24 protein-coding genes are annotated in these 24,440 nt (G+C 36.4%); 9 read left to right on the forward strand and 15 right to left on the reverse strand.

The window, feature by feature from the left end; all coding sequences use genetic code 11:
* Positions 1-6 precede the first annotated feature (6 nt).
* Entirely contained in the window at positions 7-1,122 is a 1,116-nt protein-coding gene (msrB, locus tag H6W52_RS05575) for a peptide-methionine (R)-S-oxide reductase MsrB (RefSeq protein ID WP_087711546.1), read from the forward strand.
* Between the two features lie 110 nt (positions 1,123-1,232).
* On the opposite strand, the gene H6W52_RS05580 is transcribed toward msrB, so the two are convergent.
* From H6W52_RS05580 to H6W52_RS05600, 5 genes are all read right to left on the reverse strand, one after another.
* Positions 1,233-1,898, reverse strand: a complete 666-nt coding sequence (locus H6W52_RS05580; RefSeq protein ID WP_116096433.1) for a hypothetical protein — start codon at positions 1,896-1,898, stop codon at positions 1,233-1,235.
* On the reverse strand, positions 1,895-2,533 hold the full coding sequence (locus H6W52_RS05585) for a hypothetical protein (protein WP_116096431.1): 639 nt from the start codon (positions 2,531-2,533) through the stop codon (positions 1,895-1,897). Before H6W52_RS05585 ends, H6W52_RS05580 begins: the two co-directional genes overlap by 4 nt.
* Positions 2,530-3,144: a hypothetical protein gene (locus H6W52_RS05590; RefSeq protein ID WP_116096429.1), complete on the reverse strand. Its 615-nt coding sequence runs from the start codon at positions 3,142-3,144 to the stop codon at positions 2,530-2,532. Before H6W52_RS05590 ends, H6W52_RS05585 begins: the two co-directional genes overlap by 4 nt.
* Before the next feature lie 119 nt (positions 3,145-3,263).
* On the reverse strand, positions 3,264-4,109 hold the full coding sequence (locus H6W52_RS05595) for an ABC transporter permease (RefSeq protein ID WP_116096427.1): 846 nt from the start codon (positions 4,107-4,109) through the stop codon (positions 3,264-3,266).
* Between the two features lie 2 nt (positions 4,110-4,111).
* Positions 4,112-5,014 carry an ABC transporter ATP-binding protein gene (locus tag H6W52_RS05600; RefSeq protein WP_076392438.1) on the reverse strand — a complete coding sequence of 301 codons (903 nt, stop codon included), beginning with the start codon at positions 5,012-5,014 and terminating at the stop codon, positions 4,112-4,114.
* Positions 5,015-5,131: 117 nt separating this feature from the next.
* Here H6W52_RS05600 and H6W52_RS05605 point away from each other — a divergent pair, with 117 nt between their 5' ends.
* Both H6W52_RS05605 and H6W52_RS05610 read left to right on the forward strand, forming a co-directional pair.
* Positions 5,132-6,490: an AAA family ATPase gene (locus H6W52_RS05605; protein ID WP_116096425.1), complete on the forward strand. Its 1,359-nt coding sequence runs from the start codon at positions 5,132-5,134 to the stop codon at positions 6,488-6,490.
* A 385-nt stretch (positions 6,491-6,875) separates the two neighbouring features.
* Positions 6,876-7,982: an NAD(P)/FAD-dependent oxidoreductase gene (locus tag H6W52_RS05610; protein WP_116096423.1), complete on the forward strand. Its 1,107-nt coding sequence runs from the start codon at positions 6,876-6,878 to the stop codon at positions 7,980-7,982.
* 167 nt (positions 7,983-8,149) lie between these two features.
* Here the strand turns inward: H6W52_RS05610 and H6W52_RS05615 are convergent, their stop codons facing one another.
* Complete coding sequence (locus tag H6W52_RS05615; RefSeq protein WP_116096421.1) at positions 8,150-9,736, reverse strand: patatin-like phospholipase family protein; 1,587 nt, start codon at positions 9,734-9,736, stop codon at positions 8,150-8,152.
* Positions 9,737-10,138: 402 nt separating this feature from the next.
* Positions 10,139-11,038, reverse strand: coding sequence for a CorA family divalent cation transporter (locus tag H6W52_RS05620; RefSeq protein WP_116096417.1), 900 nt, complete (start codon positions 11,036-11,038; stop codon positions 10,139-10,141).
* A 72-nt stretch (positions 11,039-11,110) separates the two neighbouring features.
* On the opposite strand from H6W52_RS05620, the gene H6W52_RS05625 reads away from it, so the two are divergent.
* Positions 11,111-12,133, forward strand: coding sequence for a 3-oxoacyl-ACP synthase III family protein (locus tag H6W52_RS05625; RefSeq protein WP_087711319.1), 1,023 nt, complete (start codon positions 11,111-11,113; stop codon positions 12,131-12,133).
* Between the two features lie 256 nt (positions 12,134-12,389).
* Here the strand turns inward: H6W52_RS05625 and H6W52_RS05630 are convergent, their stop codons facing one another.
* Entirely contained in the window at positions 12,390-12,776 is a 387-nt protein-coding gene (locus tag H6W52_RS05630; RefSeq protein ID WP_116096415.1) for a helix-turn-helix domain-containing protein, read from the reverse strand.
* 178 nt (positions 12,777-12,954) lie between these two features.
* Here H6W52_RS05630 and H6W52_RS05635 point away from each other — a divergent pair, with 178 nt between their 5' ends.
* Positions 12,955-13,278 (forward strand): hypothetical protein, encoded by a 324-nt coding sequence (locus tag H6W52_RS05635; protein ID WP_087711315.1) that lies wholly within the window; start codon positions 12,955-12,957, stop codon positions 13,276-13,278.
* A gap of 69 nt (positions 13,279-13,347) precedes the next feature.
* Complete coding sequence (locus tag H6W52_RS05640) at positions 13,348-14,136, forward strand: GLPGLI family protein (RefSeq protein WP_228457531.1); 789 nt, start codon at positions 13,348-13,350, stop codon at positions 14,134-14,136.
* 54 nt (positions 14,137-14,190) lie between these two features.
* On the opposite strand, the gene H6W52_RS05645 is transcribed toward H6W52_RS05640, so the two are convergent.
* Positions 14,191-15,360 carry a thioredoxin family protein gene (locus H6W52_RS05645; RefSeq protein ID WP_116096411.1) on the reverse strand — a complete coding sequence of 390 codons (1,170 nt, stop codon included), beginning with the start codon at positions 15,358-15,360 and terminating at the stop codon, positions 14,191-14,193.
* 279 nt (positions 15,361-15,639) lie between these two features.
* On the opposite strand from H6W52_RS05645, the gene H6W52_RS05650 reads away from it, so the two are divergent.
* Positions 15,640-16,374 (forward strand): helix-turn-helix domain-containing protein, encoded by a 735-nt coding sequence (locus tag H6W52_RS05650; protein WP_116096409.1) that lies wholly within the window; start codon positions 15,640-15,642, stop codon positions 16,372-16,374.
* 250 nt (positions 16,375-16,624) lie between these two features.
* Complete coding sequence (locus tag H6W52_RS05655) at positions 16,625-17,515, forward strand: hypothetical protein (RefSeq protein WP_123891935.1); 891 nt, start codon at positions 16,625-16,627, stop codon at positions 17,513-17,515.
* 93 nt (positions 17,516-17,608) lie between these two features.
* Here H6W52_RS05655 and H6W52_RS05660 read toward each other — a convergent pair whose 3' ends face one another.
* From H6W52_RS05660 to H6W52_RS05685, 6 genes are all read right to left on the reverse strand, one after another.
* Complete coding sequence (locus H6W52_RS05660) at positions 17,609-17,818, reverse strand: hypothetical protein (RefSeq protein ID WP_108410297.1); 210 nt, start codon at positions 17,816-17,818, stop codon at positions 17,609-17,611.
* A 184-nt stretch (positions 17,819-18,002) separates the two neighbouring features.
* Complete coding sequence (locus tag H6W52_RS05665) at positions 18,003-18,215, reverse strand: cytochrome C551 (RefSeq protein ID WP_116096405.1); 213 nt, start codon at positions 18,213-18,215, stop codon at positions 18,003-18,005.
* A 207-nt stretch (positions 18,216-18,422) separates the two neighbouring features.
* The gene (gene pruA / locus H6W52_RS05670) at positions 18,423-20,048 is read right to left on the reverse strand and encodes an L-glutamate gamma-semialdehyde dehydrogenase (protein WP_116096403.1); all 1,626 of its coding nucleotides are present in this window, start codon (positions 20,046-20,048) and stop codon (positions 18,423-18,425) included.
* Between the two features lie 169 nt (positions 20,049-20,217).
* Positions 20,218-21,321, reverse strand: coding sequence for a DNA topoisomerase IB (locus H6W52_RS05675; RefSeq protein WP_116096401.1), 1,104 nt, complete (start codon positions 21,319-21,321; stop codon positions 20,218-20,220).
* A gap of 12 nt (positions 21,322-21,333) precedes the next feature.
* Positions 21,334-21,477, reverse strand: coding sequence for a phosphatidate cytidylyltransferase (locus H6W52_RS05680; protein WP_228459446.1), 144 nt, complete (start codon positions 21,475-21,477; stop codon positions 21,334-21,336).
* Positions 21,478-21,530: 53 nt separating this feature from the next.
* Entirely contained in the window at positions 21,531-21,968 is a 438-nt protein-coding gene (locus tag H6W52_RS05685) for a DUF6526 family protein (RefSeq protein ID WP_116096397.1), read from the reverse strand.
* 416 nt (positions 21,969-22,384) lie between these two features.
* On the opposite strand from H6W52_RS05685, the gene H6W52_RS05690 reads away from it, so the two are divergent.
* A complete protein-coding gene (locus tag H6W52_RS05690) occupies positions 22,385-24,154 on the forward strand; it encodes an aminopeptidase P family protein (protein ID WP_116096393.1) in 1,770 nt (589 codons plus the stop codon).
* Positions 24,155-24,440: the final 286 nt, after the last annotated feature.

Raw genomic sequence — 24,440 nt, forward strand, 5'->3', positions numbered from 1 at the left:
ATAAAAATGAAGAACATACTAATTCTGCTCAGTGTAGTACTGGGAATAGCAGTTTTTGCGACAAGCTGTGGAGATGCCAAGCAAAAATCCACAGAAAATAAAAAAGAAAATGAGACCATTATGGACAACAAAAATGTAAAAGAAGTTTATTTTGCGGGAGGATGTTTCTGGGGAACCGAACATTTTTTTCAGCAGGTTCGCGGAGTAGTAGGAACAGAGGTAGGATATGCCAACGGAAATAAAAAGAATCCTACATATGAAGAAGTAGTAAGCCACACCACAGGTTTTGCCGAAACCGTAAAAGTGAAATATGATCCTGAAGTAGTAGATTTAAAACTATTAATCGATTTATATTTTAAAACCATAGATCCGACAAGCATTGACAAACAGGGAAATGACAGAGGAAACCAATACAGAACAGGAATTTATTCCACAGACAAAGAAACGGAAGCGATCGTAAAAGCTGAAGTGGCAAAACTGGCTAAAAATTACAGCAAACCTGTTGTGGTGGAAACTATTCCTTTAAAGAATTTCTATAAAGCGGAAGATTACCATCAGGATTATCTGGATAAAAATCCGGGAGGATACTGCCACATCGAACCGGGATTGTTTGAAATGGCAAGAAATGCCAATCCGCCCAAAAAAGAAACAAAGGGAACTAACGAAACCAAATATCAGAAGCAGGATAAAAAAGCTTTAAAAGAGAAACTGACTGCCGAACAGTATAACGTTACTCAGGAAAACGGTACGGAAAGAGCTTTCCAGAACGAATACTGGGACGAAACCAGAGAGGGAATTTATGTAGATATTACGACAGGAGAACCTTTGTTTATCTCCACCGATAAATTCGAATCCGGTTGTGGATGGCCAAGTTTTTCTAAGCCGATTACCAAAAAATTAATCGAAGAGAAGTTAGACCGTTCTCACGGAATGACAAGAGTGGAGGTGAGAAGTAAAACAGGAGATGCGCATTTGGGACACGTTTTCAATGACGGTCCTGCAGACAAAGGCGGACTTCGTTACTGCATCAATTCAGCTTCCCTGAAGTTTATTCCAAAAGCAGAAATGCAGGAAAAAGGTTACGGAGAATATATTTCTTTACTCGATAAAGATAAAAAGTAAGTGTTAAGTGAAGAGGTGATTGAAGGGGCTGCCGAAAGGCAGCCTTTTTTTGTTTATACTTTAAATTTAGTACCCCGTCATTCAGAAAGGAGCAGAACGAAGTGAAGAATCTATTGAAGTTTTAGCTGAAATCTTTCCTTAATGCTTAACATGGAAATATTCAGAAATAATAGAAAAGCAAATAAAATGTAGTATGCGCCTTTTGGAAGTTTTGATGCATTTTCAAAAATTGTCCGATAATATTGTCGGTTAATAAAATCGCAAATTTCATTACTGAAAGTCGGTTCATAATAATCTGTGATAACATCATTACACAAAAGGCATTCAGATTCTTCTATAATTACAGGAGTTTTATAGATTACCGGAACCAGAAAATTTCCTGTTTTATCTAAATCCAAAGCATAACTTTCATGTTTTGCAATAGCCATATCATTTAGCAAAGACACAAAATCTCCATAAGTATTGTCTTTATTTAAAATGAATTCAATTGCCGTATTCTTTTCATTCTTTTTTTGAAGTTTTTGAATTTCAGAAACATATAAAGATGAATTTTCTTTTGCTTTTCCCGAACCAACTTTTATTTTTTTGAAATTCCAGCTTCTTAGGGGTTCAAGGGTTGAATTAAAATTACCTTTATCATTTGCCAGCTTCATAGGAAGTCCAAAATCAACTACATTATAAACTGTTTTATCAATATATGGATGAATGTAATACCAGAATAAAACAGGAATTAGCAAAGCACTGATCAGTCCCGGAAAATAATAGATCTTTCTCATGCAAACGTTCTTTTAATTTGAAGATTTTCTTTAATGCTGAACATGGAAATATTTAAAAACAGTAGAAATCCAAAGATGATGTAATACGTTTGTAGAGGAACATGATTAATAAATGTCTCTGGATTAAAAAAATTCAATGCGATTTTCTTTTCGTGATGCTCGCCTCCTACAACTCCTCCACAAATAGCTTCTCTTTCTACAGCCTTCGGATCTTTGTACATATGAACAGCAAAAAAATGATTGGTTTTTTCAACATCAACCCCATAGGATTCCTGTTTTGCCATCTTCATTGCATCAATTAAAGCGATAAAATCCTGATAATTATTTTTATCTCCAATTACAAATTCAATTCCGGTTTCTTTTTCATTTCTTGCCTGAAGTTTTTTTAATTCGGAGACATAATATGGCTGATTCTGAAGTGCGGTATTGGGCTTTACAACAATCTTTTTGTAATTCCATTTTCTGTAAGGTTCAAAAGTATTCAATGAATTTTCCTTTTCTTTTTTTAGTTTAGCGGGAAGTCCCAGATCCATCACGGTGTATTGTTCATGAGTTCTTTGGCTACCGTAATACCAGAACAAAACAGGAATCAGTAAAGCACTGATCAGTCCCGGAAAATAATAGATCTTTTTCATGCAAACGTTCTTTTAGTTTGAAGATTTTCCTTAATGCTGAACATGGAAATATTTAAAAACAGTAGAAATCCAAAAATAATGAAAAAAGCTTCTTTTGGAAGTTTGAAAAATTTATCTTTAAAAGTTGGTTCTGCATAAGTATAAATGGCATCATTACAAAGAAGGCATTCAACTTCTTTTGCGTTTGGATCCTTATAATAATGAACTGCAAATACATGTCCTGTTTTTTCTATATCAAAAGCATAAGTGTCCTGTTTTGCAATTTCCATATCATTTAGTAAAGAAGCAAAGTCTCCGTAAGTATTATTTTTATCAAGAATGAACTCAATTCCTGTTTCTTTTTGATTTCTTTTCTGAAGAGCTTTCATTTCCGAAACATACAAGTTAGAATTTTCTTTAACTGTATTAGGATTAACTTTTATCTGTTTATAGTCCCAGTTTCTTAAAGGTTCAAAGCTATATAGATAATTATTACCTGTAAGCTTCGCTGGAATTCCTATATCTATAACACGCAGATTAGCTTCTTCAAGTTTCATATTCCCATAATACCAAAACAAAACAGGAATCAGCAAAGCACTGATCAGTCCCGGAAAATAATAGATCTTTCTCATGGTTATAATTTAATTTCATCTGAATGAAAATTTTAAGCCAAAAAACAAAAAAAGTGATCCGTAAAAACGAACCACTTAAAAAATAATCTGAATATATTGTGTTGAATGTTTCAAATCAATTACCAGTCCTTCTTTCTGAGAATCCAGTACGACCCGAAAATAAAAATCGCACACCAAACCAGACACGCAACTAAACTTTCGGTAGGGTAGTGGAATTCATATTTTCCGCCAAAGATTTGCGCCGCTTTTAAACGCATCATCGGATTGGGAATAAGACTGGACATACTTTCCAGCGGAAAAAGATGACTGATGAAGAAATCGTCTTTCATAATCTTTAATCGTTCCGCTTCCTGTGTTCCTCTTACTTTTGAAAAAACTTCTATGGTCGACAAAATACTTTCTGCAACCCATAAAACAAAGAATGCAAGAAAAACAAAGACCGATTTTCTCAGCAAAACCGAAAGAAACATCAGAAAACAGAAAAATGTAAACAGCTTCACAAAGTAGTTGCCAATAAAGAAAACCTCTTCAAAAACTTTTCCTGAATCTGTCGTATCGGAATACTGATACCCTAAAAACAAAGTAAGCGCAAATACAATAACTGTGGAAATAATCGTGAAAATGCTTATCGTTAACAATTTAGAGCTGATGAATTCCTTTCTGCTTAAACCGTCAATTGTGTTCTGCTTAAACATCCGGTTGCTGAATTCCTGCGAAATCGAAAAAACAATAATTAATCCTAAGAAAATCTTCAGCAAAGCCACAATCCATGTTGTGAAATTCCAGATTCCCGGAAAATTGTAAATTCCCTGCTCTTTCAAATTAATCTTTCCTCCGAAAGCATCAAAATCTACCAGTCCGACGAAAAGCAAAGTAATAAGAATCGCAAAATATAAGATCGTAAAAACCTTAAACGGTCTGTAGTTCAGGTTTTTGTAATATTCTAGTTTTAGTAATTTCAGCATGATTATTTTGTGTTTTTTACAAGTTCAAGGAATTGAGATTCAAGAGACAGTTTTTTCTTGGTTAAATGAGATAAGAAAATCCCTTTTTCAGCCAGTTTCTGGTTCAGCGCCGAAGCCGAAATAGAAGCATCATCACGGATCTGTGCTTTCAGAATATCGCCTTCCGGATTTACCGCAGTAAACCACTGCAGCTCATTCAGTGCATTTAAAAGCAATGTATTGTTGTCTGCTTTCAATTCAAAATAACCATTATTGGCGGTCATCTCATCCACCCTCCCGCAATAGATGGAATTTCCCTCCTTCAAAACAATTACATGACTGCATATCTTTTCAATCTCATCCAGAAGGTGACTCGCAATAATAATCGTAATGCCCTGTTTTGCAATATTATTGATGATATCTCTGATCTGGATAATTCCTTCAGGATCAAGACCGTTTGTAGGCTCATCCAGAATAAGAACCTCCGGATTGTTCAGCATCGCCGAAGCAATCGCAAGACGCTGTTTCATTCCCAGAGAATACGTTCGGAAAGGATCCTTTTTTCTTTCCAGAAGATTAACCGTTTTCAGCACTTCATCAATTCTGGAATACGGCGTTCCTTTAATTTCGGCAACAATTTTAAGATTCGTCTCCGCATTCAGATAAGGATAAAAATTAGGCTGTTCTATAATCGCCCCGATTTTTTTCAGCGTATCCGGATCAGTTCCTTTTTTTCCAAACCAGTACCATTCTCCGCTTGTCGGGTTAATCGTAGAAAGCAGCATCCCGAAAGTGGTGGATTTTCCGCTTCCGTTCGGTCCTAAAAGTCCGTAAACATTCCCCTTTTCCACATCAAAGGAGATATTGTTTACCACGATTCTCTTGAATTTTTTAGTCAGATTCTTTACTGATAAAATTTTTTCCATGTAATTTGTTTTACATAGTAGTAGTGTATATAATTCACGTTTTGTTACAAATTATATCATCAATCCGTAAAATTTAATTTCTAAAAACATTAAATTTGATAGAATTAATAGGGAATTATGAAGTTAATTGAACTGGCAAAAGAACTTAACGTTTCAGCAGAAGCGATCAAACAGTTTATTCAGGATTTTGATCTTGAGCTCGTAGAATGCATAAGCACAAATTTTGAAGTAAAAGAAGATTTTGAAAAGTTTGCGCGCGAAAACATCGAATTTTTAAAACTTTACGAAAAAGATTTAGACAAAACAAAAACACTGGAACAGATTGCGGAAACCATCAATCAGCCCAAAGAAAAAATAGAAAAAGCCATTAAAGAAGCCGATCCGAATATTTTCGACAACGGTTTCTTCAAATCCTCCATTTCAAGCTACGGAATCGATAACAAACTGGGCGGAAATTATCAGTTTGTGTACAATTATTTCGGGCATAAAACCAGCCTTCAAAAAAGAGATTTCATCGGCTACAGAGATCTTTTCTTCTATATTTCAGGCGTTCTGGAACCGTTTTTAAATCCGCAGCAGATTAAAGACTGGGGAATCAACAAACCTGCCGGAATTATTCTGTATGGTCCTCCCGGAAGCGGCAAGATTTTCTGGGCAAATAAAATTGCGGAAATTATCGGCTATCAATTTAAAGAAGTTAAAAAACATTACCTCGGAACCTCTTTTGTAGACGGAATTCAGACCAATTTCAATGATTTTCTGGTAACCATTATGAAAAAAGATAAAATTCTGCTGTTTCTGGAAGACTTTGATGAAATTATGATGGCAAGGAAAGCAGACAATAATGTTGCTTCCTGTAATCTGGAAACACAGGAACTTATTCTGCACTATATTTCGAAATTTGAGCAGGGGAATCTTTTAATGGTAGGATCTGCAAATTCCGTTTCTGAAATTAATGAAGAAATTCTGGCTCCCGGAAGATTCGATGTCATGATTCCTGTTTTTCCGCCCAATCTTGCGGAAAGATCTGAAATCATTTTATATGCGATGACAAAAAATCTTGAAAAAGATTCTTTGCTGTTTAAGATTTTAAAAAACAACAAAGCCGATAAAATTCCTTTCTGGAATGAGGTTTCTTCACAGATGAAAGTATTCAGCAATACGATGCTCATCGATTTTACCCAAAGTCTGAAAAAGAGAATTAAAAACGAATATCAGAAAACACGGAACGAGAATTTAAAGATCGATCAGAAACTTTTAAAAGGAGCTTTAAGAGATGCAGCAGCGAAACTGACGGAAGAATATCTGGATCAGATTGCGAGATTTTTAGCAGATGCGATCATCAATAATTTCGATCAGTTCCAGCAGAGAATTCAGAATCTTAAAAAAGAACTGGATACTTACAAAGCAGTTGAAGAACCAAGAAGAATCATCGGATTTCATCATAACGGCGAAGAAGAGGGAAGTCAGGGATAAAAGGGAATTTCTTCGTTTTTGAATTTTGCGTTGCAGGTTATTTGTTGATTTTAAATGATTTACAAACTATTTAAATTAAACACATAAGTCACATGAGTTTTTAACTAAATATTGAATAGAAGATCACATAAGGAAAATCAAAGATTTTCAGAAACTAAAGTGTTCTTACCTATAATTTCAAGTTGATTTTAATCTTATGTGACTTATGTGTTTAAATAAATTACCATAAGTTGAGTTTAATAAAAATTAAAATATGAGTTTGGACTAAAGTCTCATTCTATTAAGGTTTTTGTATTGTTTTAAATCAAACTTAAGTCAATTATAGAGTTTAAAAAAATTCATAAGCAAAGCAAATTCACCGTTAACCATTCACTACAAATTACTTATGAACAGCATCTGGGAACTTGAAACTTTTTACAGAAAACGCGAGGTTATTATTATCGGAGCCGGTTTTACGGGACTTTGGACGGCAATCTCCATTAAAGAAAAATATCCCGAAAAATCTGTTTTGATCATTGAACGAGATTCTGTTCCGATGGGCGCTTCCACGAGAAATGCAGGATTTGCGTGTTTCGGAAGTTTAACGGAAATAATTGCCGATTCTGAAAAAATGGGCTGGAAAAAAACACTAGACCTTGTAAAGATGAGGTTAGACGGTTTGCAGAAAATTCAGCACTATTTTAAAAATTCGGAAATAGATTTTGATCTGAATGGCGGTTTTGAAATTCTTAACCATGATGAGCCTTTACAAAAGATGGATGAAGTGAATCAAAAGCTGAAATCCATTACCAATGTTGAAGAAACCTATTTTTTAAGCCAACATAAAATTCAGGAATTTGGTTTGGGAAAATCTCAATATCTCATTGAAAATCCGTGTGAAGGAAGCCTTCATTCTGGGAAACTCCTTCAAAAATTACTGGAAAAGTGTCACGAATTAAAAGTTGAATTTCTTTTCGGAACCGAAGCTGAAAATATCACGGAACATTCAGATGAAATTGAAGTTCATCTTTCAAAAAATCTTTCTGTGAAGACAGATCAGTTAATTCACTGTACGAATGCTTTTGCTTCAAGATTTTTAGACAAGGAAGAAATTATTCCGGCTCGAGGACAGATTATTCTAACGGAACCGATTGAACATCTGAAATTAAAAGGGACATTTCATTATGATGAAGGTTTTTATTATTTCAGAAATCTCGGAAACCGGATTTTATTGGGAGGCGGAAGAAATCAGGATTTTAAAACAGAAGAAACCACATCTTTTGAAACCACAGAATTTTTGCAGAATCATCTTGAAAATTTTTTGAAAGAAGTCATTTTACCCGATCAAAATGTTGAAATCGCTCATCGCTGGTCAGGAATTATGGCAATGGGAACCGAAAAAACACCGATTGTAAAACAACTTTCAGAAAGACAGTTTTGCGCAGTCCGCCTTTCGGGAATGGGCGTTGCGTTGGCTCCGAAAATCGGGGAGATTGTAGCGGAAATGATTTAATTTCAGTCACATTAGTTTTTATTACGTAAAAATAAAAATCAACGAAGAAGAAAATCGAAGCTTTTTAAGCTATTGTGAGCTTTTCATTGCATTCATGCACTAAATTAAAATTATTTTAAGCTTTTGCGACTTTTGTGGTTAATAAAATTTTAAAGCAAACTTATTTTTTACCCCACCGTTTTCGTATCCTCTTCCTTCAGGATCTTTTTCTCCTTCATAGAAACCATCATTCTCTCGCATTTGTATTTTTGCCAGTCGAAATTACTCAGGAAATCCAGAGCTGCAGAAAATCCGCGGTTGAAGAGCTCTTCTTTTTCTTCTCTTTGCATAAAGAAATTCAGCCAGTTGCTGGTTCCGCAGTTCACGGTCTGAATGCTGAAAAGATGGTAGAACGTATGTTTGGTGAGAAAAGTTTTGTCGTTAAAACCTTTTAAAGTATCAATAATATTACCTGCAAAAGAGAGGGGAGATTTTAAAATTTCGGCACTGGTTTTTCCTTTTTCAGACTGAATATCAGAATCGCTCGTTAACTGTACGCCGAATAAAGGCATTCTCGGATAAAAAATATCAGTGGAATGGAAAAGATCGATCGGGAAATTGGAAATACTTCCGCCATCAATAAAAACTCCGGCAGGATTGATGTCTTCCTGTTTGGTATTCATCCAGAATCTCCATGCATATTTTACGGAATCATCATTTTTATCGATTTGCTTCTGAAAAGGCTCAAAAAAGAAGGGAACCGACATCGAAGCTCTTACAAATTCAGCCGGACTGATCTTTTTCAGCTCTTCTTCCGACCAGTACAGATTCGCCATTGTGGGAAGTTCCACTTTTATTTTGGCATTAATATCCGTTGTAATTATGATGTATTCCGATTTTAAGGAATAGAAAGGATCTTTTTTATAATATTCGTTGTTAACAACTCCGTCATAGAATATTTTAAACCGGATTTCATCAATATGTTTCTTATTGTTCTGATGAATTTCTTCAATGCTTTCTAAGGCAATATTGTAATATTGTGTTTCGTTTCCATGACGGTAATTCAGGTTGAGGTCTTTGCCTTTTTTTACAAACTTGTCATTCAGCGCAGCCACGGTTTTAATGTCGAAGGCATCCAGAACATCCTTCATCTGATTCAGAAAAGTATTTCCGGGATTTAATCCTGAATTGGCTTTTTTCAGATCATTATATAACTTTTTCAGATACAGATAAGCAATGATGATCGGAATGATGGGAACCAGAAAAAGCAGTTTGGCTCTCAGCGTTGTTTCCGAAGAAATGGCAAAAGGCGCAATCACGAGAATCAGCATAATAATTCCTGCGATAATTGAATTGATCTTCAGGAAGTTTTTGTTATTCAGCATGGAATGGATGGTGGTTTTTACATACGGTTTTCCATCCATAAAGTCGGAGAACTTCCAGTTGAAGAGTATATCTTTAATCACTTCACTTTTGGCTTCTTCTTTGGTTTTACACGCGGCGATCAGCATCGTATTAATCGCTCCTGCACTCGTTCCTGCTACTTTCAGAAAACGGATCCCGAAAATTTCCAGTCCGTACAGATAACCCACCAGTGCGCTTCCCCAGACTCCGCCTCCTTCCTGCACAAATTCCACATACTGATTGCCTTCCGCATCCAGAAGATCAGAAAATTCCTTCGCCGAAATACGGTCGTGAAGCGCGGAAAGTTTTTCTTTGGATTCTTTGGAAAGAACATCTTCCTCAAGAATTTTTTGCAGCATTTCAGGTTTCATGGCTTTTGTTTTTGGTTGTTTTTATTTTTTACTTGGGCGTATCCCTCCGTTTTCCCTATCCAAACCTTATAGGTTTTTAAAACCTATAAGGTTTCCCGCATCATCACTTCGGGTCGGGCTTCTGCAGGCTTCACTTCGTTCCGGTTTCAGCGCGGCGCGAAGCGCCGCGCTGAAACTCCTCCTTTCAGTCGGACCTTCCGTATCCCTCACGCGAACGCGGGAAATACAATATTCCTCTTTTCACTGTCATTCCTACGGAAGAAGAAATCTAATGTTAAATGCTAAAAAACTTTTGGAAAAGAATTAGCGTATTTAAATTTAACCGTTCTTCTTTTCGAATTAAAATTACAACTATTTAAAATATTCAGCCACAGTATTTTCACGATAATTAAAGCGGGAAAATTACCATTGTTTTCTTCGCGCGTAGATAAAGGTGCAGATCACAACCAGAGCCATGACTCCTAAAACAGCATGATAGCCATACTTATAGTGCAGTTCCGGCATATTGTCGAAATTCATTCCGTAAACTCCTGCAATAAAGGTGATGGGTAAAAAATACACCGAGTAAATTGCCAGAACTTTCATTACCTGATTGGCTTTCTGGTCAGAAAGAGCAAGAAACATCCCGATAAGGTTGGTGATCTGTGCGTTAAGATGATCGAAATCCGCAACCACGTCCTTGTGTTTGTCTTTTAAATCATACGCTTCAGAATCCTGAAGTCCGAGTAATTTAAATTTATCAATGGCATCTGTGGAAATCGTAAGCACTCTTGAATTCAGCCCCGATTTTCTTTTCAGCTTATATAACCTTTTAATCTGGTTCGTATGGTTGGTATTTTTAAGGAAAATTTCGTTTTCGATATTGTCCATCGTTTCCAGAAGACTTACCGATTCATCATCAAAACTTTTCATGATGAGCAGTGCGATTTTCAACGCAATATTTTTGGAGGTGGTTTCGGTTTTCATGGCAGAAAGCTGTTTCTTGGTTTCTGCGATGCTCTTCGTTTTCATCCTGTGGATCGTGATAATGGTTCTTCCCAGAATGAAAATCCCGATTTTGGTACTGATGTCGCTGATCGTATTGAGGTTTTTACGTTCCAGCTCGGTACTTTCCCGCAGGAGAAAGAATTTTACTTCTCCGTCCTCTTCATATTTCGGTAAGTGATTGGGGTCTAAGGTATCTTCCAGAAGAAGATTATTAATTTCGTACCGTTCGTGTAAAAATTTCAGGTCTTCCGCTGTGGGAGCCTCTACATCCACCCATTCGCACTGGGAATCTCTGTAAATCGTGTCAATTGGCATACCGTAAAAATAGTAATATTTTGAAATACTATGTCTTAAATAAGTTTATCTTTGTCAAAATTAAAAAACTATATGATTAAAAGTACAATAAAAGGAATCGGATTTTATGTTCCAGATAACGTTGTTACCAATGATGATCTAGCAAAATTAATGACCACCAATGACGAATGGATCACGGAAAGGACGGGGATAAAAGAAAGAAGACACCGTAAAAACAGAAACGATTCTCAGGAAACGACGGCTTATTTAGGTTTCAAAGCTTCTGAAAAAGCGATTGCGAATGCGGGTTTAACGGCTAAAGATATAGATTATATTGTTTTTGCAACCCTTTCTCCGGATTATTATTTCCCGGGATGCGGTGTTCTGCTGCAGGATATGCTTGGCTGCGATACCATTGGTGCTTTGGACGTGAGAAACCAGTGTTCCGGTTTTGTATATGCGACGAGTGTGGCAAATGCTTTCATTAAATCCGGAACGTATAAAAATATCCTGGTGGTGGGTGCGGAAGTGCATTCTTTCGGACTCGATTTTTCGGATGAAGGAAGAGGGGTTTCCGTTATTTTCGGAGATGGGGCAGGAGCGATTGTACTGTCGGCAACAGAAGATGAAAACGCAGGAGATATTTTAGCATTCAATATGCACTCCGAAGGGAAATTTGCAGATGAACTGTGCACCCAGTTTCCGGGTTCCAAGTACGGATGGAGCGACAGGATGAGAAAAGAACCTGAAAATGTAACGAACAAAGAAGTTTACCCGATCATGAACGGAAATTTCGTGTTTAAGAACGCTGTAACGAGATTCCCTGAAACCATGCAGGAAGCTTTAGATAAAGCAGGAAAAACAATTGACGATGTAGATATGTTTATTCCGCATCAGGCGAATTTAAGAATTGCCCAGTTTGTTCAGCAGAAGTTTGGACTTCCGGACGAAAAGGTCTTCAATAACATCCAGAAATACGGAAATACAACGGCAGCTTCCATCCCGATTGCTTTAAGTGAAGCGATTGAGCAGGGGAAAATTAAAAGAGGAGATTTGGTGCTTCTTTCCGCTTTCGGAAGTGGCTTCACCTGGGGAAGCGTTTTGTTTGAATATTAATGGCACAGAACCATTTTACGATAAAAATCCGCAGAACAGTCTGCGGATTTTGTTTTATGTGGATTTTGTTTAAACTTTTATAAATAAATGTTCTTTTCGGTTTTGCGTTTTCTCGATCCGAGACGGAGCCAAACTGTTTGGGTTTACACTTTCTCGGAGCGAGACGGAGTGTTTCTCTTTCAGGCTGAATTTTCTCATCCCGAGAAAGCAAGAACCTGTCTGGGTTTTGGTATTCTCGGGTAGAGAATGCTTCTCCCTATTTTTCTTTCAGCATTTTTTCGATCAGTTTATTCTGCATTTCCATAAGTTGGCTGATCTGCTGCTGATTATCAATTACATTTTTTAATAAATCTTCTGAAACGTTGTTAACAATACCATTTGAATTATTAAAATTATTTACCAACATTCCATTATTATTTTCAATATCATTAATAAACGTATCTCCTTCCAAAAAATACTGAGGTTCTACTTTAAAGAATTCAGCCACTTTCTGCATAAAAATAAAGTCTAATTTTTCAATGCTCCCATTTTCAATTTTGCTGAGATAGCTTTGGGAAACTTCAAGCTGAAAAGCCAGATCTTCCTGAGACATTTCTTTCTGTTCTCTCAATTTTTTTATTTTAAAGCCAACACTGTTATTCATAATTATGGAAATTGAACTGTAAATATACTGTTTTTGGGAGAAAAAATTTATTCCAAACGGAATTGTATTTTATTCTGTTTGAAATAGATGATTAGGGAATGAGATTTTATTTTTGAAAAAAGTTTCGCGAAATACTTTTCATGTAAAAATTATTGTTAATTTCAAATTCTAAAAACAAATGAAAAAAATTATTTTATTGGCAGCCTTTGGAGTTGCCGGCTTGGTAAATGCAAAAAACGCAGAAGAAACAAAACCTGCTAAAGAAACAGAAAAAGAGAAAAAAGAAGTTATTCAGGAAAAAAACACGAATGAATCTTCTAAAGCAGAATCTAAAACATTACAATATAATTGTATAGAATACTCAATGTATATTCCCTGTTTAGATATGTTTCTTGATGATCAGGTTTGCTACGGTTCAGGAACGTGTGTTTCAACATGGGATGATGCATGGAATTGTATGACCACAAATGGGACATTGGCAACAAAGTTCTTTTGTGGGTAAACAATAATTTGTAAAATAAAAAGTCTCAGTCAGTTTTATACTGAGACTTTATTAAATTTTTAAAACATGATGAGATTATTATTTTTAGTTCTGATATTTTTAGGGAATATTTTATTTTCTCAAGAATTGGAAAATTCAAATATTAAATGTACCTATTTGACTAAATTTTTAATAGACACAACAGATGCAAACAGTCAAAAAGAAGAAATGACGAGTCTGTGGATAGGTAAGAAATCTTCTATTTTCAAAAGCGATCAAAAGGCAATTTATGATTCTTTAACGAAGGAATCAACGAAGAATAGTATCAAAAATCCTATAAACGGAAGAATTATTATTGATTTTTCTAAAATTCCAAAAGCTTATTTTAATCCGGAAGTATTTAAATCTGAAAACAAATTAGAGATTTACGATAAGATTTTTAATGCAACATATTCTTTTGAAGCAGATCAAAAAATTGATTGGAAATTAGAAGATGATACTAAAATAATAAGTACTTATAAATGCAGAAAAGCGGTAGGAAAATATAGAAATAAAAATATTACTGCATGGTATACGGAAGAAGTTCCTGTTTCTGAGGGACCTTATACTTTTAAAGGGTTACCCGGATTGGTAATTGAGGCTTATGACGATAAAGACTATTTTCACTTTACCTTAATTAAACTTAAAAATATCAGTGAATTAATAGCTCCTATAAGAAACATCATCGAAACAGATTATCAGAAGTTTTCTAAAAAAAGAGCAGATTTTCAAAATGATCCTGCAGGAGCTTTTTTTATGGCTACAGGAAAAACGTTAACCAAAGAACAAAAAGAGTGGGTGGAAAAAAGACACAGAAAAGATAATAATCATCTGGATTAAATTTTCATCCATAAAAAAAGGCTGTCTGTTTTGGGAGACAACCTTTTTTATTATTTACTGTATATTCAGGCTTTTCAGCAATTTCTCGGTATCGGAAGAATCCTGTCCTGTCTTTTTTGCCAGTTCGATGGATTTTTCAGCCCATAGTTTGGCGTTTTTCTTGTCGCCGGTTTTGTTGTAAAGATTGGCTAAAGTATCGGTATTTGCGAAGTTTTCGTCTTTCTTTACAGATTCCTGCGCCCAGACTAATGCCTTTTCCAGAGAAGCTTTGTTGCTTACATTTTCAAAGAAATTCCATGCAAGAGAATTCAGTTCTTCGGAGCTTAAGGCAGAAGTATCTTGGTTCAGTTCAAGCGTCAGTTTTTCGTATTTGGCAAAGTCTTTATCTCTTAAAGCTCTTGAAGCCTGTGCTTTTTTCAGGATTTTTTCAGCCTCATCTTTAGATAAAAATTTCTGAGCTTCTGTCAGGAAATAATTGTCATCCCACGTTTTCGACTGTGGGTTGTAAGACTTTTTAAAGATACTGCTGATCTTGATATTTTTGTCAATCGCTTCATACTTTTGAGGAGTAATAATCTTTGAGATTTCATCCTTTTTTGCCTGAAAAATTTTGTACATCGGGCTGTCCGGATTCTGTGCAACGGAAAGTAACATCTGAACATCTTCTCTGTCAAGTTCTTTTTTCGAACTGAAATAGCGCTCCATTACTCTTCCTGCAAACTCAGCATCGTTATACATCGTAAGAGAAGCAAGGTTTTTCAGAAACTCAGGATCTTTTTCGCCGTCTTCGAATTTTTGTTTCAGTGCGGTTAACCTTTTGCTTGGATCTCCTGCATCTTTTGCAAACTGGATGAAATCGTTTTCCTCTACATATCCTAAAGTTCTGTGTACCAATTCTCCGTTTCCGTCTACGAAAAGGTAAGTAGGGAATGCTTTTACGTTATATTTTTTGGCAATTTCTATTCCTTCGCCTTTCTCCATATCAATTTTTGCATTGATGAAGTGGGAGTTGTAATAATCTCCTACGGTTTTCTGCGGAAAAATATTTTTCGCCATCAGTTTACAAGGTCCGCACCAGGTGGTGTAAGCGTCGATAAATACAAGTTTATTTTCTTTTTTTGCTTTAGCAAGAACGGCTGTAAAGTTGGATTCCTCAAATTTTATTCCCTGCGCAAGAGCAAACGCTCCGATGAATAAGGCAGAAAATATCGATAGTTTTTTCATAAATACTTTTTATTGGTTGCAAATGTAATAATTATGTTAATAAATAAGTCTTTTCAGGAGAGAAATAGTTACAACGATGTTTTGATTATTTTTTTGATTTGAGGTTAAAAAAGAAACGGATGTTTTATTAAAAACAGTAAATATTTTCATTTTACCTATCGAATTAATTGGAAGTATTAAATTTTATTAAAAAATAAATTATTCTTAGTTTTGTGAAAAACAAAAAGACACCCATGAAAATGATGAATTATTATAACAAGGATAATAATTTGTTGAAGTATGTCTAATAGTTTCTGCCGGTTTGTATTACTGCTAGTCAATGCCTTTCCCATTTCCGTACATGAGCATCATGAAACGATACATGTTGCACAGAACGTAATAATTATTGTGTTGTGTTCTGCGTTAATTGGGTTATTTTTTCATTTCAGATCCAAACAGAAAAAGCAGCTTGCAAGAATCAGAAATATTCTCAGAAACCATCGGCAGGCTTTTGTTGCGGATGGAGATTTCCCTTCTGAGAATCCTTACAAAGATTTTATCAATATTTCCGTAGAAGAAATTCATCGCAGCGAGAATGAAAAAGACAGAAAAAAAGCAGAATCTCCGATGACTTCCGAAACCGAAGCCAAACTTCTGGAACTTTTGGATGATTTTGAAAAGGGAACTTCCTTCACGAATAAAAATATGTCTCTTTCCTTTCTTGCAGGAGAATTAAATACCAATACGAAATATCTTTCGCACCTCATCAATCGCCATAAAAATTCAGATTTTAAAACCTATATCAATCGTCTGAGGATAAATTACATCGTTAATAAGCTTATTAATGACGAAAAATACCGCCAATACAAGATCAGCATCCTCGCTGAAGAGTGCGGATTTTCTTCTCACAGCAAGTTTGCCTCCGTTTTTAAACAGATTACAGATTATTCTCCATCGGTTTATATAAAGTTGCTTTATTCTGAAAATCAGTCGGATATGGTTCCTGTTTTTCACGAAAACGATCAACAGTCTTAGTCTTTTTCTTTTCATTTTCCTGAAAACGGATAACCTTTCTTTTCGCAGAAACTATTTGATGCTTTATATTTGCGCCAGTTTTACGGGATAACCACTACTACTGCAGTTATTACCAATCTTTCCGGAAAAATAAACCCGTACTGCTCACCTAAACACTAAAAACTAATAATGCCACTAGCCAATGTTGTAAAATATGTAACCGATATTTTGCACCAAACCATGAAACATTAACTAGTAACGAATTAAACGGATGAGAACAATTTTTACAGTCGTTATGGCTACTGTAGGATCTAATTTTGCATTTTCGCAGATCGGGATCAATACAGCAAATCCCATAACGAGTTTGGATGTAGTCGCCAAGAACAGCGATGGCTCCACTGCGGAGGGTATTTTGCCACCGAGATTAACTGGAGATCAGCTAAGAGCAGGAGATTCCAGATATACAAGCACACACGCCGGAACTATTGTATATGTAACTTCACCGGTCACTTCAATCACTTCAAAAACCAACAGAGTAGATGCTCAGGGATTGTATTATTTCGATGGTACGATCTGGCAGAAATTAATGCTTGGTGATGAAAAATCATTAAACAGCAAGAACATCGGCGATATTAAAACTTCTGTAAAAAAGACTGACCACGGAGGATGGTACCTTTTGGACGGAAGAAGTGTTTCTGTACTTTCACCTGCGAGCCAGACAGCAGCAGCAAGTCTGGGATTTACGGACAATCTGCCGGATTCCAGAGACCGGGTTTTAAAATCCAGAGCCAACGGAGAAGTTTTAGGCGCAACAGGAGGCGAAAACCATTTCGGAATTTTACAGTCTAACTTACCGAATATTACCCTTTCAGGACCGGTAAACGGGGTGGCGCAAAGTGCGGGATCTCATACCCATTCTTCCACAGAAGGGGGATTTTTGTTGGGTGGAACTACCGTTAACAACAGTTCCGGCGGTTATCATCCGGATGGAGCTTCTACCGCATGGGGCGGCATCGGAATGCTGAACAATACAGCACCTGCAGGAGCGCATATGCATACTGTTGCAGGAACAGCAACTGTTTCTACAGGAGGATTAGGGAAATCTATAGATAACCGTTCTGCGTATCTTGTAGTGAATACTTTTATTTATCTGGGAGAATAGTCTTCCTAACAATACAATCGGGGTGATTGCCCGGTTTTTTTCAGTCAAGTTTTTTTAAGTACAAAACCGCAGATTTTCCGCGGTTTTGTTTTTTTATTTCATTTTTGTAGAATCTGAAGCAGCTTTTGTACTGTCTGAAGGAGCAGCAGTAGTTTCTGAATTGGCAACGGCAGAATCTCCCATTCTGTTTCTTAAAGAATCTTTGTTGTGCTCTTCTTTAAATTCTTCCCTGTTTTCTTTCTTATCGGCACAGCTTCCTAAAAACAGCAGTCCTAAAACGGCACAAATCCATAATTTTTTCATAGTAAATTTTTTAATGTTTAGTGTATATCAAATATAATGATTTAAAAAGTAAAAAGTAAAAAGTAAAAAGTAAAAAGTAAAAAGTAAAAAGTAAAAAGTAAAAAGTTCTTTTTAAACTTCTGAGCATTATAAATCCCCAGAATATTTTCTGAGGATTTTGAAATTTTTAAGTTAAAATTCTGTGTTATTTTACAGTAGTGCTTGCAGAATCCATTTTCATCTTCATACTGTCCGGATTGGCTTTTGCCGTAGTCATGGTGTCTGTTGTGGCTGGAGCAACGGCTGTTGTATTATCCACTATTGTAGAATCCGAATTGGTGGTCGACATGGACGATTCTTTTGTACCGCAACTTACCGCAAACATTCCGACTGTTGCCATTAACAATAACTTTTTCATAATATTTTATTTTTGGTGTGAATAGGTTATTTGTAGTTCAATAATTGTTCCGATAAAGAAATATGAATATTAAAGTATCAATAAAATCAATTAAATTTTGTTAATAAATGATTTTGGTACAGGATTTAAATAAATAAAAAGCCCCGAAACCAAAATTCCGGGGCTGTATTGATATAAGAACAATAATTATCTATTGTTCCTGAATGATTATCCTAAATACGGATATTTATAATCTTTAGGAGATACAAAAGTTTCTTTAATAGATCTTACAGAAGTCCATCTCAGTAAGTTCATTTTAGAACCTGCTTTGTCATTTGTTCCTGAAGCTCTACCACCACCGAAAGGCTGCTGACCAACAACTGCTCCTGTCGGTTTGTCATTGATGTAGAAGTTTCCGGATGCATTTTCCAATGCTTTGAATGCTTCATTTACCGCGTAACGATCCTGTGCAAAAACAGATCCTGTTAATGAATAAGGAGAAGAAGAATCTACCAACTGTAAAGTTTCAGCCCATTTTGCATCTTCATAAACGTAGATAGACAAAATTGGTCCGAAGATTTCCTCAACCATACTTTCGTACTGAGGATTTGTAGTTTCAATAACAGTCGGGTGTACAAACCATCCTTTAGAATCATCTGTTTTACCACCGATTACAACGTTTGCTTCAGTTGAAGAATTCGCTCTGTCAATATATCCTTTACATTTTTCGAAAGAATTTTTGTCAATTACCGCATTTACAAAGTTAGACGGATCTTCAGGAGAACCGATTTTGATGGAAGCGATTTGAGTTTCCATTACTTTTTTCACATCTGCCCAAAGAGACTGAGGAATATATGCTCTGGAAGCCGCAGAACATTTCTGTCCCTGGTATTCGAAAGCACCTCTTACCAAAGCAGTTGCCACCGCTTCTACGTTTGCAGAAGGATGCGCAATTACGAAATCTTTCCCTCCGGTTTCTCCAACGATTCTTGGATACGTTCTGTAATTATGAATATTGTCTCCGATCATTTTCCACATTCCCTGGAAAACTTTTGTAGAACCTGTAAAGTGAAGTCCTGCAAAATCTCTGTGCGCCAAAACTTTCTCAGCCGTTTCTTTTCCATCCGTGAAGATCATGTTGATAACCCCTTTTGGAAGACCTGCTTCCGTAAGAACGTCCATGATTACTTTTGCGGAATAAACCTGCTTATCAGAAGGCTTCCAAACCACTACGTTTCCAAGCATTGCCATACAGGTGGGTAAATTTCCTGAAATCGCTGTAAAGTTGAAAGGAGTTACTGCAAAACAGAATCCTTCCAATGGTCTGTATTCCACTCTGTTCCAGATTCCTGCATCAGAAATCGGCTGTTCAGAATACATTTCCGTCATAAATTCTACGTTGAATCTTAAGAAATCGATGAATTCACAAGCGGAATCAATTTCAGCCTGATGAACATTCTTAGACTGTCCGATCATCGTTGCTGCATTAATAACGTCTCTGTAAGGTCCTGCCAAAAGATCGGCCGCTTTTAAGAAAATAGCTGCACGGTGTTCCCATCCAAGCTCGTTCCATTCTTTTTTCGCAGCCAGTGCAGCGTTTATCGCATCATCTACATGCTGCATCGTTCCTCTGTGATAAAATCCGAAATCGTGCGCATGATCCTGAGGCGACTGAAGCTGAACTTTATCTCCTGTTTTTACTTCTTCACCATTGATGATCATTGGGATTTCGATCTTTTCTGCCCACATTTTTTTGTACTGGGCGATCAGACTTTTTACTTCCGGAGTTCCCGGTGCATACGAATTTACGGGCTCGTTTACTGCAAATGGTACTTGCGAAATTGCTTTAGACATATTAGTTGTATATTTTTATTTGCTAATGATACAAATTTACAACAATTATTTGGGTCGAGAGAATGTGTGAATGATCAATTTTGCTTCGCAAGTGAATTGTGAATTTTAAAATATAATTGAAAATTGACAAGTATAACGGATTGACAACTCACCATTCACAATTGATCCCCTACATTTTCTCAGTTTCTAAAATTTTTAAAACTAATTTTTCTTCCTGTGTGAGATCTGCTTTACCATCGTTTTCCTCTATCTGTTCAAGCTCATCAAGATATTTTTTGATGGTGTTGTTCTCATAAAGATTAATGACCAAAGGATGAACATAATATTTTCTACATACCGTACTGGTATTTCCAAGATGGGAAGCAACTATTTCAAGGGCTTCTTTCACTTTTTTCTTGTATTCTGTATGGGTTTCTGCATAGCCGATTTCCTTAAAAGCAATCAAAGCATTTACGGTTCCCGACCACGTTCTGAAATCTTTCGCCGTAAAATCTTCACCGCTGATTTCTTTAATATAATCATTCACCATTCCGGAGTCTACAGTGTGGCGGTTTCCTTCATCATCAATGTACTGGAAAAGTTCTCTTCCGGGAATATCTTTGCACTTCTGCACCAGTCTGGAAAGCCTTTTACTTTTCAGATCGATATCGTGCATCACGCCTTTTTTTCCTTTAAAATGAAAAGTTATTTTCTGTCCCTTAACCTGAACGTGCTTCTCCTTTAAAGTCGTTAAACCGAAAGAACCATACAATTTTTCATATGCATTATTGCCAATTCTTATGTTGGTTCTCTGCATCAGACTTACGATCAGTGCAAGAATCTTTCTTTTTTCGAAATTTCTTAAGGCTAAATCTTTCTCAACCTGCAGGCGAATATCCGGTAAAGCATACCCGAACTGAAGCATTCTGTAAAACTTCGTGTGATTTCTCAGGGCACTCCAAAGCGGATGATAACGGTATTGCTTTCGTTTTTTAACATCAAAACCGGTTGCCTGAAGATGACCGTTGTCCAAAGCGCAGATCCATACATTTTCCCAAGCCGGAGGAATAACCAGTTTGTTAATTCTTGTGATTTCTTCTTTGTCTCTTATTTTTTCGCCGTCTTTGTAGTAAGAATATTTTTTTCCGGTTTTCTTCCGTGTAATTCCGGCTGTTTCTGCATCGGTGGTATATATAAGATGTACCGCCTTTGCAGATGCTACCGGATCTTTCATAATTTTTACGATCTTCGAAGGCTTCAGATGTGAGATGAGTTCTAGGTCTGAATTTTCCATACGATGATTTGGTTAAGAGTTCCTACCCCTTGAAAACAGCCATAAGATAATAGCTATTACGGCGACTACTACGATAATTCCCCACCACATTCCTGCTTTAAAGATCGTTTCTACTGCTTCGCAGCTTGTTAAAGTCAGCAGACACAATGCGGCCATGCTGTATAAGCTCCATTTTTTCATGATTAATTTATTATTTGGTGTTTGTTATTTTATACTCTGTGATGATCCGGTCGCCATCTTTTTATTGATCTCTTGATCTCATCGCCCGAAATATTATCATTCAGTGCTTTGTAAAGAAGTTCTTTAAACTCATCATCGTAAGAAAATCTCAATGCAGCGATCTGGTCAAATTTCAGTCTGTTTTCAACCTCATCAGATCTCTGCTGGAAAAGTTCGTAATACCTCTGTTTAAATTCTAATCTAACCAATCGGTTCTGTAGAACCAAGGCATAATGCTGTCTCAACATAATGGCAAGGTAGAAAAGAAGAAAGATAACAGCGGAAAACAAAATCCAGATCAGTTGGTTGGTTTCATCATTAAAGATTTTATAAATGCCAAATATCTCCAATCCCAAGAGTAATGGAAGATAAACGAAATGATGCGGCGGATAAAATTTTCTGTGATTTTTGTAATTCTGACTTTCCATATTTTGTAAGTAAGCAATAACCTTTCCAAAATGTTAAATTTTGACAACAATTGATTCTTGTGGTATCTGAATATTGCTGTTTTCTTACATATAATTCAGAATTTTTGATCTTTCCTCATTATAAAAACGGATTATTTTTCAGGAGCTTTTTCCGGCTTTCCGCACTCGCTGTTTCTTGATTTTGGGATTTGCGGCGGCTCCGCCGCAAATCCCAAAATCAAGAAACGAGCTCAGACAAATGCTGCAATCCGGGCTAGGATTTCTGTCGTTCCACAAACATTTGCCATTTCAGGAAATCAAGAATAACAAAGCACAGAAAAACGTTCAATCATGCAGAAACGGTTTAAAAACAACAATAATTTCATCTTCAAAACTCAAAAAATTCGTAACTTCCCCTCTTTAAAAATTAAGATAAAATGACTTCAAAGGAAAAAGTAGCTGCGCTTCGTGAAGAAATGCAGAAAAATAATGTTGATGCATTTATAGTATATTCTGCAGATCCTCACATGAGTGAATATCTGCCGGAAGAATGGCAGGAGAGAGCATGGCTATCAGGATTTCTGGGTTCTGCAGGTTTTGTGGTAGTTACCAAAGACAAGGCAGGACTCTGGACAGACGGAAGATATTTTACACAAGCCCCAATCGAGTTGGCTGGTTCAGGAATCGATCTTTTCAAAGACGGAATGGAAGGAACACCTCATTATATCGACTGGATCATTTCCGAAATTCCTGCGAACGGAAAAGTAGCGGTAAATGCTCTGGCAACTTCTCACGCCAACTGGGAGCTTTTAACGCAGAAATTAAACGCAAAAAATATTACCCTTGAAGACCTTCCTTTACTGAAAGAAATCTGGAAAGACAGAGGAACACCTTCGAAAAATCCAATATATGTGCATCCTGTAGAAAGAGCAGGAAAATCCGTAGTAGACAAAATCGCGGCAATACGCCAGAAAATGGAAGACATTGAGGCAACGGTACATATCATTTCAAGCTTGGATGATGTAGCATGGACGCTGAATTTAAGAGGAAGCGATGTAGAAAGCAATCCTGTGTTTTTAGGCTATATCGTCATCACTAAAAACGATGCGAAATTATTCGCAGATCTCGATAAGCTTGAAGTGGAAGCCAGAAGACAATTGGACGAAGCATGGGTAAAAATGATGCCTTATGAAGAATTCTACAACTGTCTGAAAGAATTTAAAAACGAAAAAGTTCTCGTTTCACCAAACAGCAACCAGTCGATTTTTGAAGCGTTGAAATCTGAAAACGAATTCATCAAAGCTCCGGTTCCGGGAAATCTCATGAAAGCCCAGAAAAACGAAACAGAACTTGAAGGATTCAGAAAAGTAATGGTAAGAGATGGCGTTGCAATGGTGAAATTCCTTTACTGGCTGACTCACAACGCGGGAAAAGAAGCCATGAACGAATATTCTATCGGTGAAAAACTGAGAGGTTTCCGTGCAGAAGGCGAAAATTTCGTAGGCGAAAGTTTCGGAAGCATCGTCGGATACAAAGACAACGGAGCTATTATGCACTATTCTGCCAAAAGCGAAGGAAGCAAAGACGTTACTAATGATGCAAGTATTTTGGTAGATTCCGGAGGTCAGTATTTGGAAGGAACAACAGATATTACAAGAACTTTGGCTTTAGGAGCAGTTTCTGAAGAATTCAAAAGAAATTCAACATTGGTTTTACAGGGATTAATCCGTTTATCGATGGTGAAATTTCCGAAAGGAACAAGAGGTGTTCAGTTGGATGCGATCGCAAGACTTCCGCTTTGGATGGAAGGGAAAGATTACAACCACGGAACCGGACATGGAGTAGGAAGCTTTATGAACGTTCACGAAGGTCCGCAAAACATCAGAAAAGATATGAATCCGCAGGAATTATTGGTAGGAATGGTCTGCTCAAACGAACCCGGATATTATCTGGAAGGTGAGTATGGAATCCGTCATGAAAACCTGATCGCTGTAAAAGAATCTGAAACCACCATTCACGGTACTTTCTACGAATTCGAGACTTTAACATTCTGTCCGTTCTTTAAAGATACCATTGTGAAAGAAATTCTTTCTGAGGAAGAGATCAACTGGCTGAATGCTTATCACAAAACATGTGAAGAGAAAATTGCGCCATATTTAGAAGGAGAAGTGAAAGACTGGTTCCTTGAACTGGTAAGTCCTTTGTAAAAGAAAATAAACAGATAAAAAAATCGTCCTGTAAGTATTTGCGGGGCGATTTTTTTTGCATTACCGTATTTTTACGGATCTGGTTTTAGGGTTTATCCTGAAAAATTAAAATGAAGCCCAACCTATCTTTGTATCAGCAAAAAGACATCATTCATATCTTCATATAGTAAATTCAAAGCAGGTAATCATCTCAGTTCTTGAGATGATTTTTTATTTCTATGTTTTGCCTGATGGAAATTCCCCTCCTTTGGAGGGGTGGCGAAAATTTCGAAGAAATTTTTGACGG

The sequence above is a fragment of the Chryseobacterium sp. C2(2020) genome (genome assembly GCF_014218915.1).
GTDB lineage: Bacteria > Bacteroidota > Bacteroidia > Flavobacteriales > Weeksellaceae > Chryseobacterium > Chryseobacterium mucoviscidosis.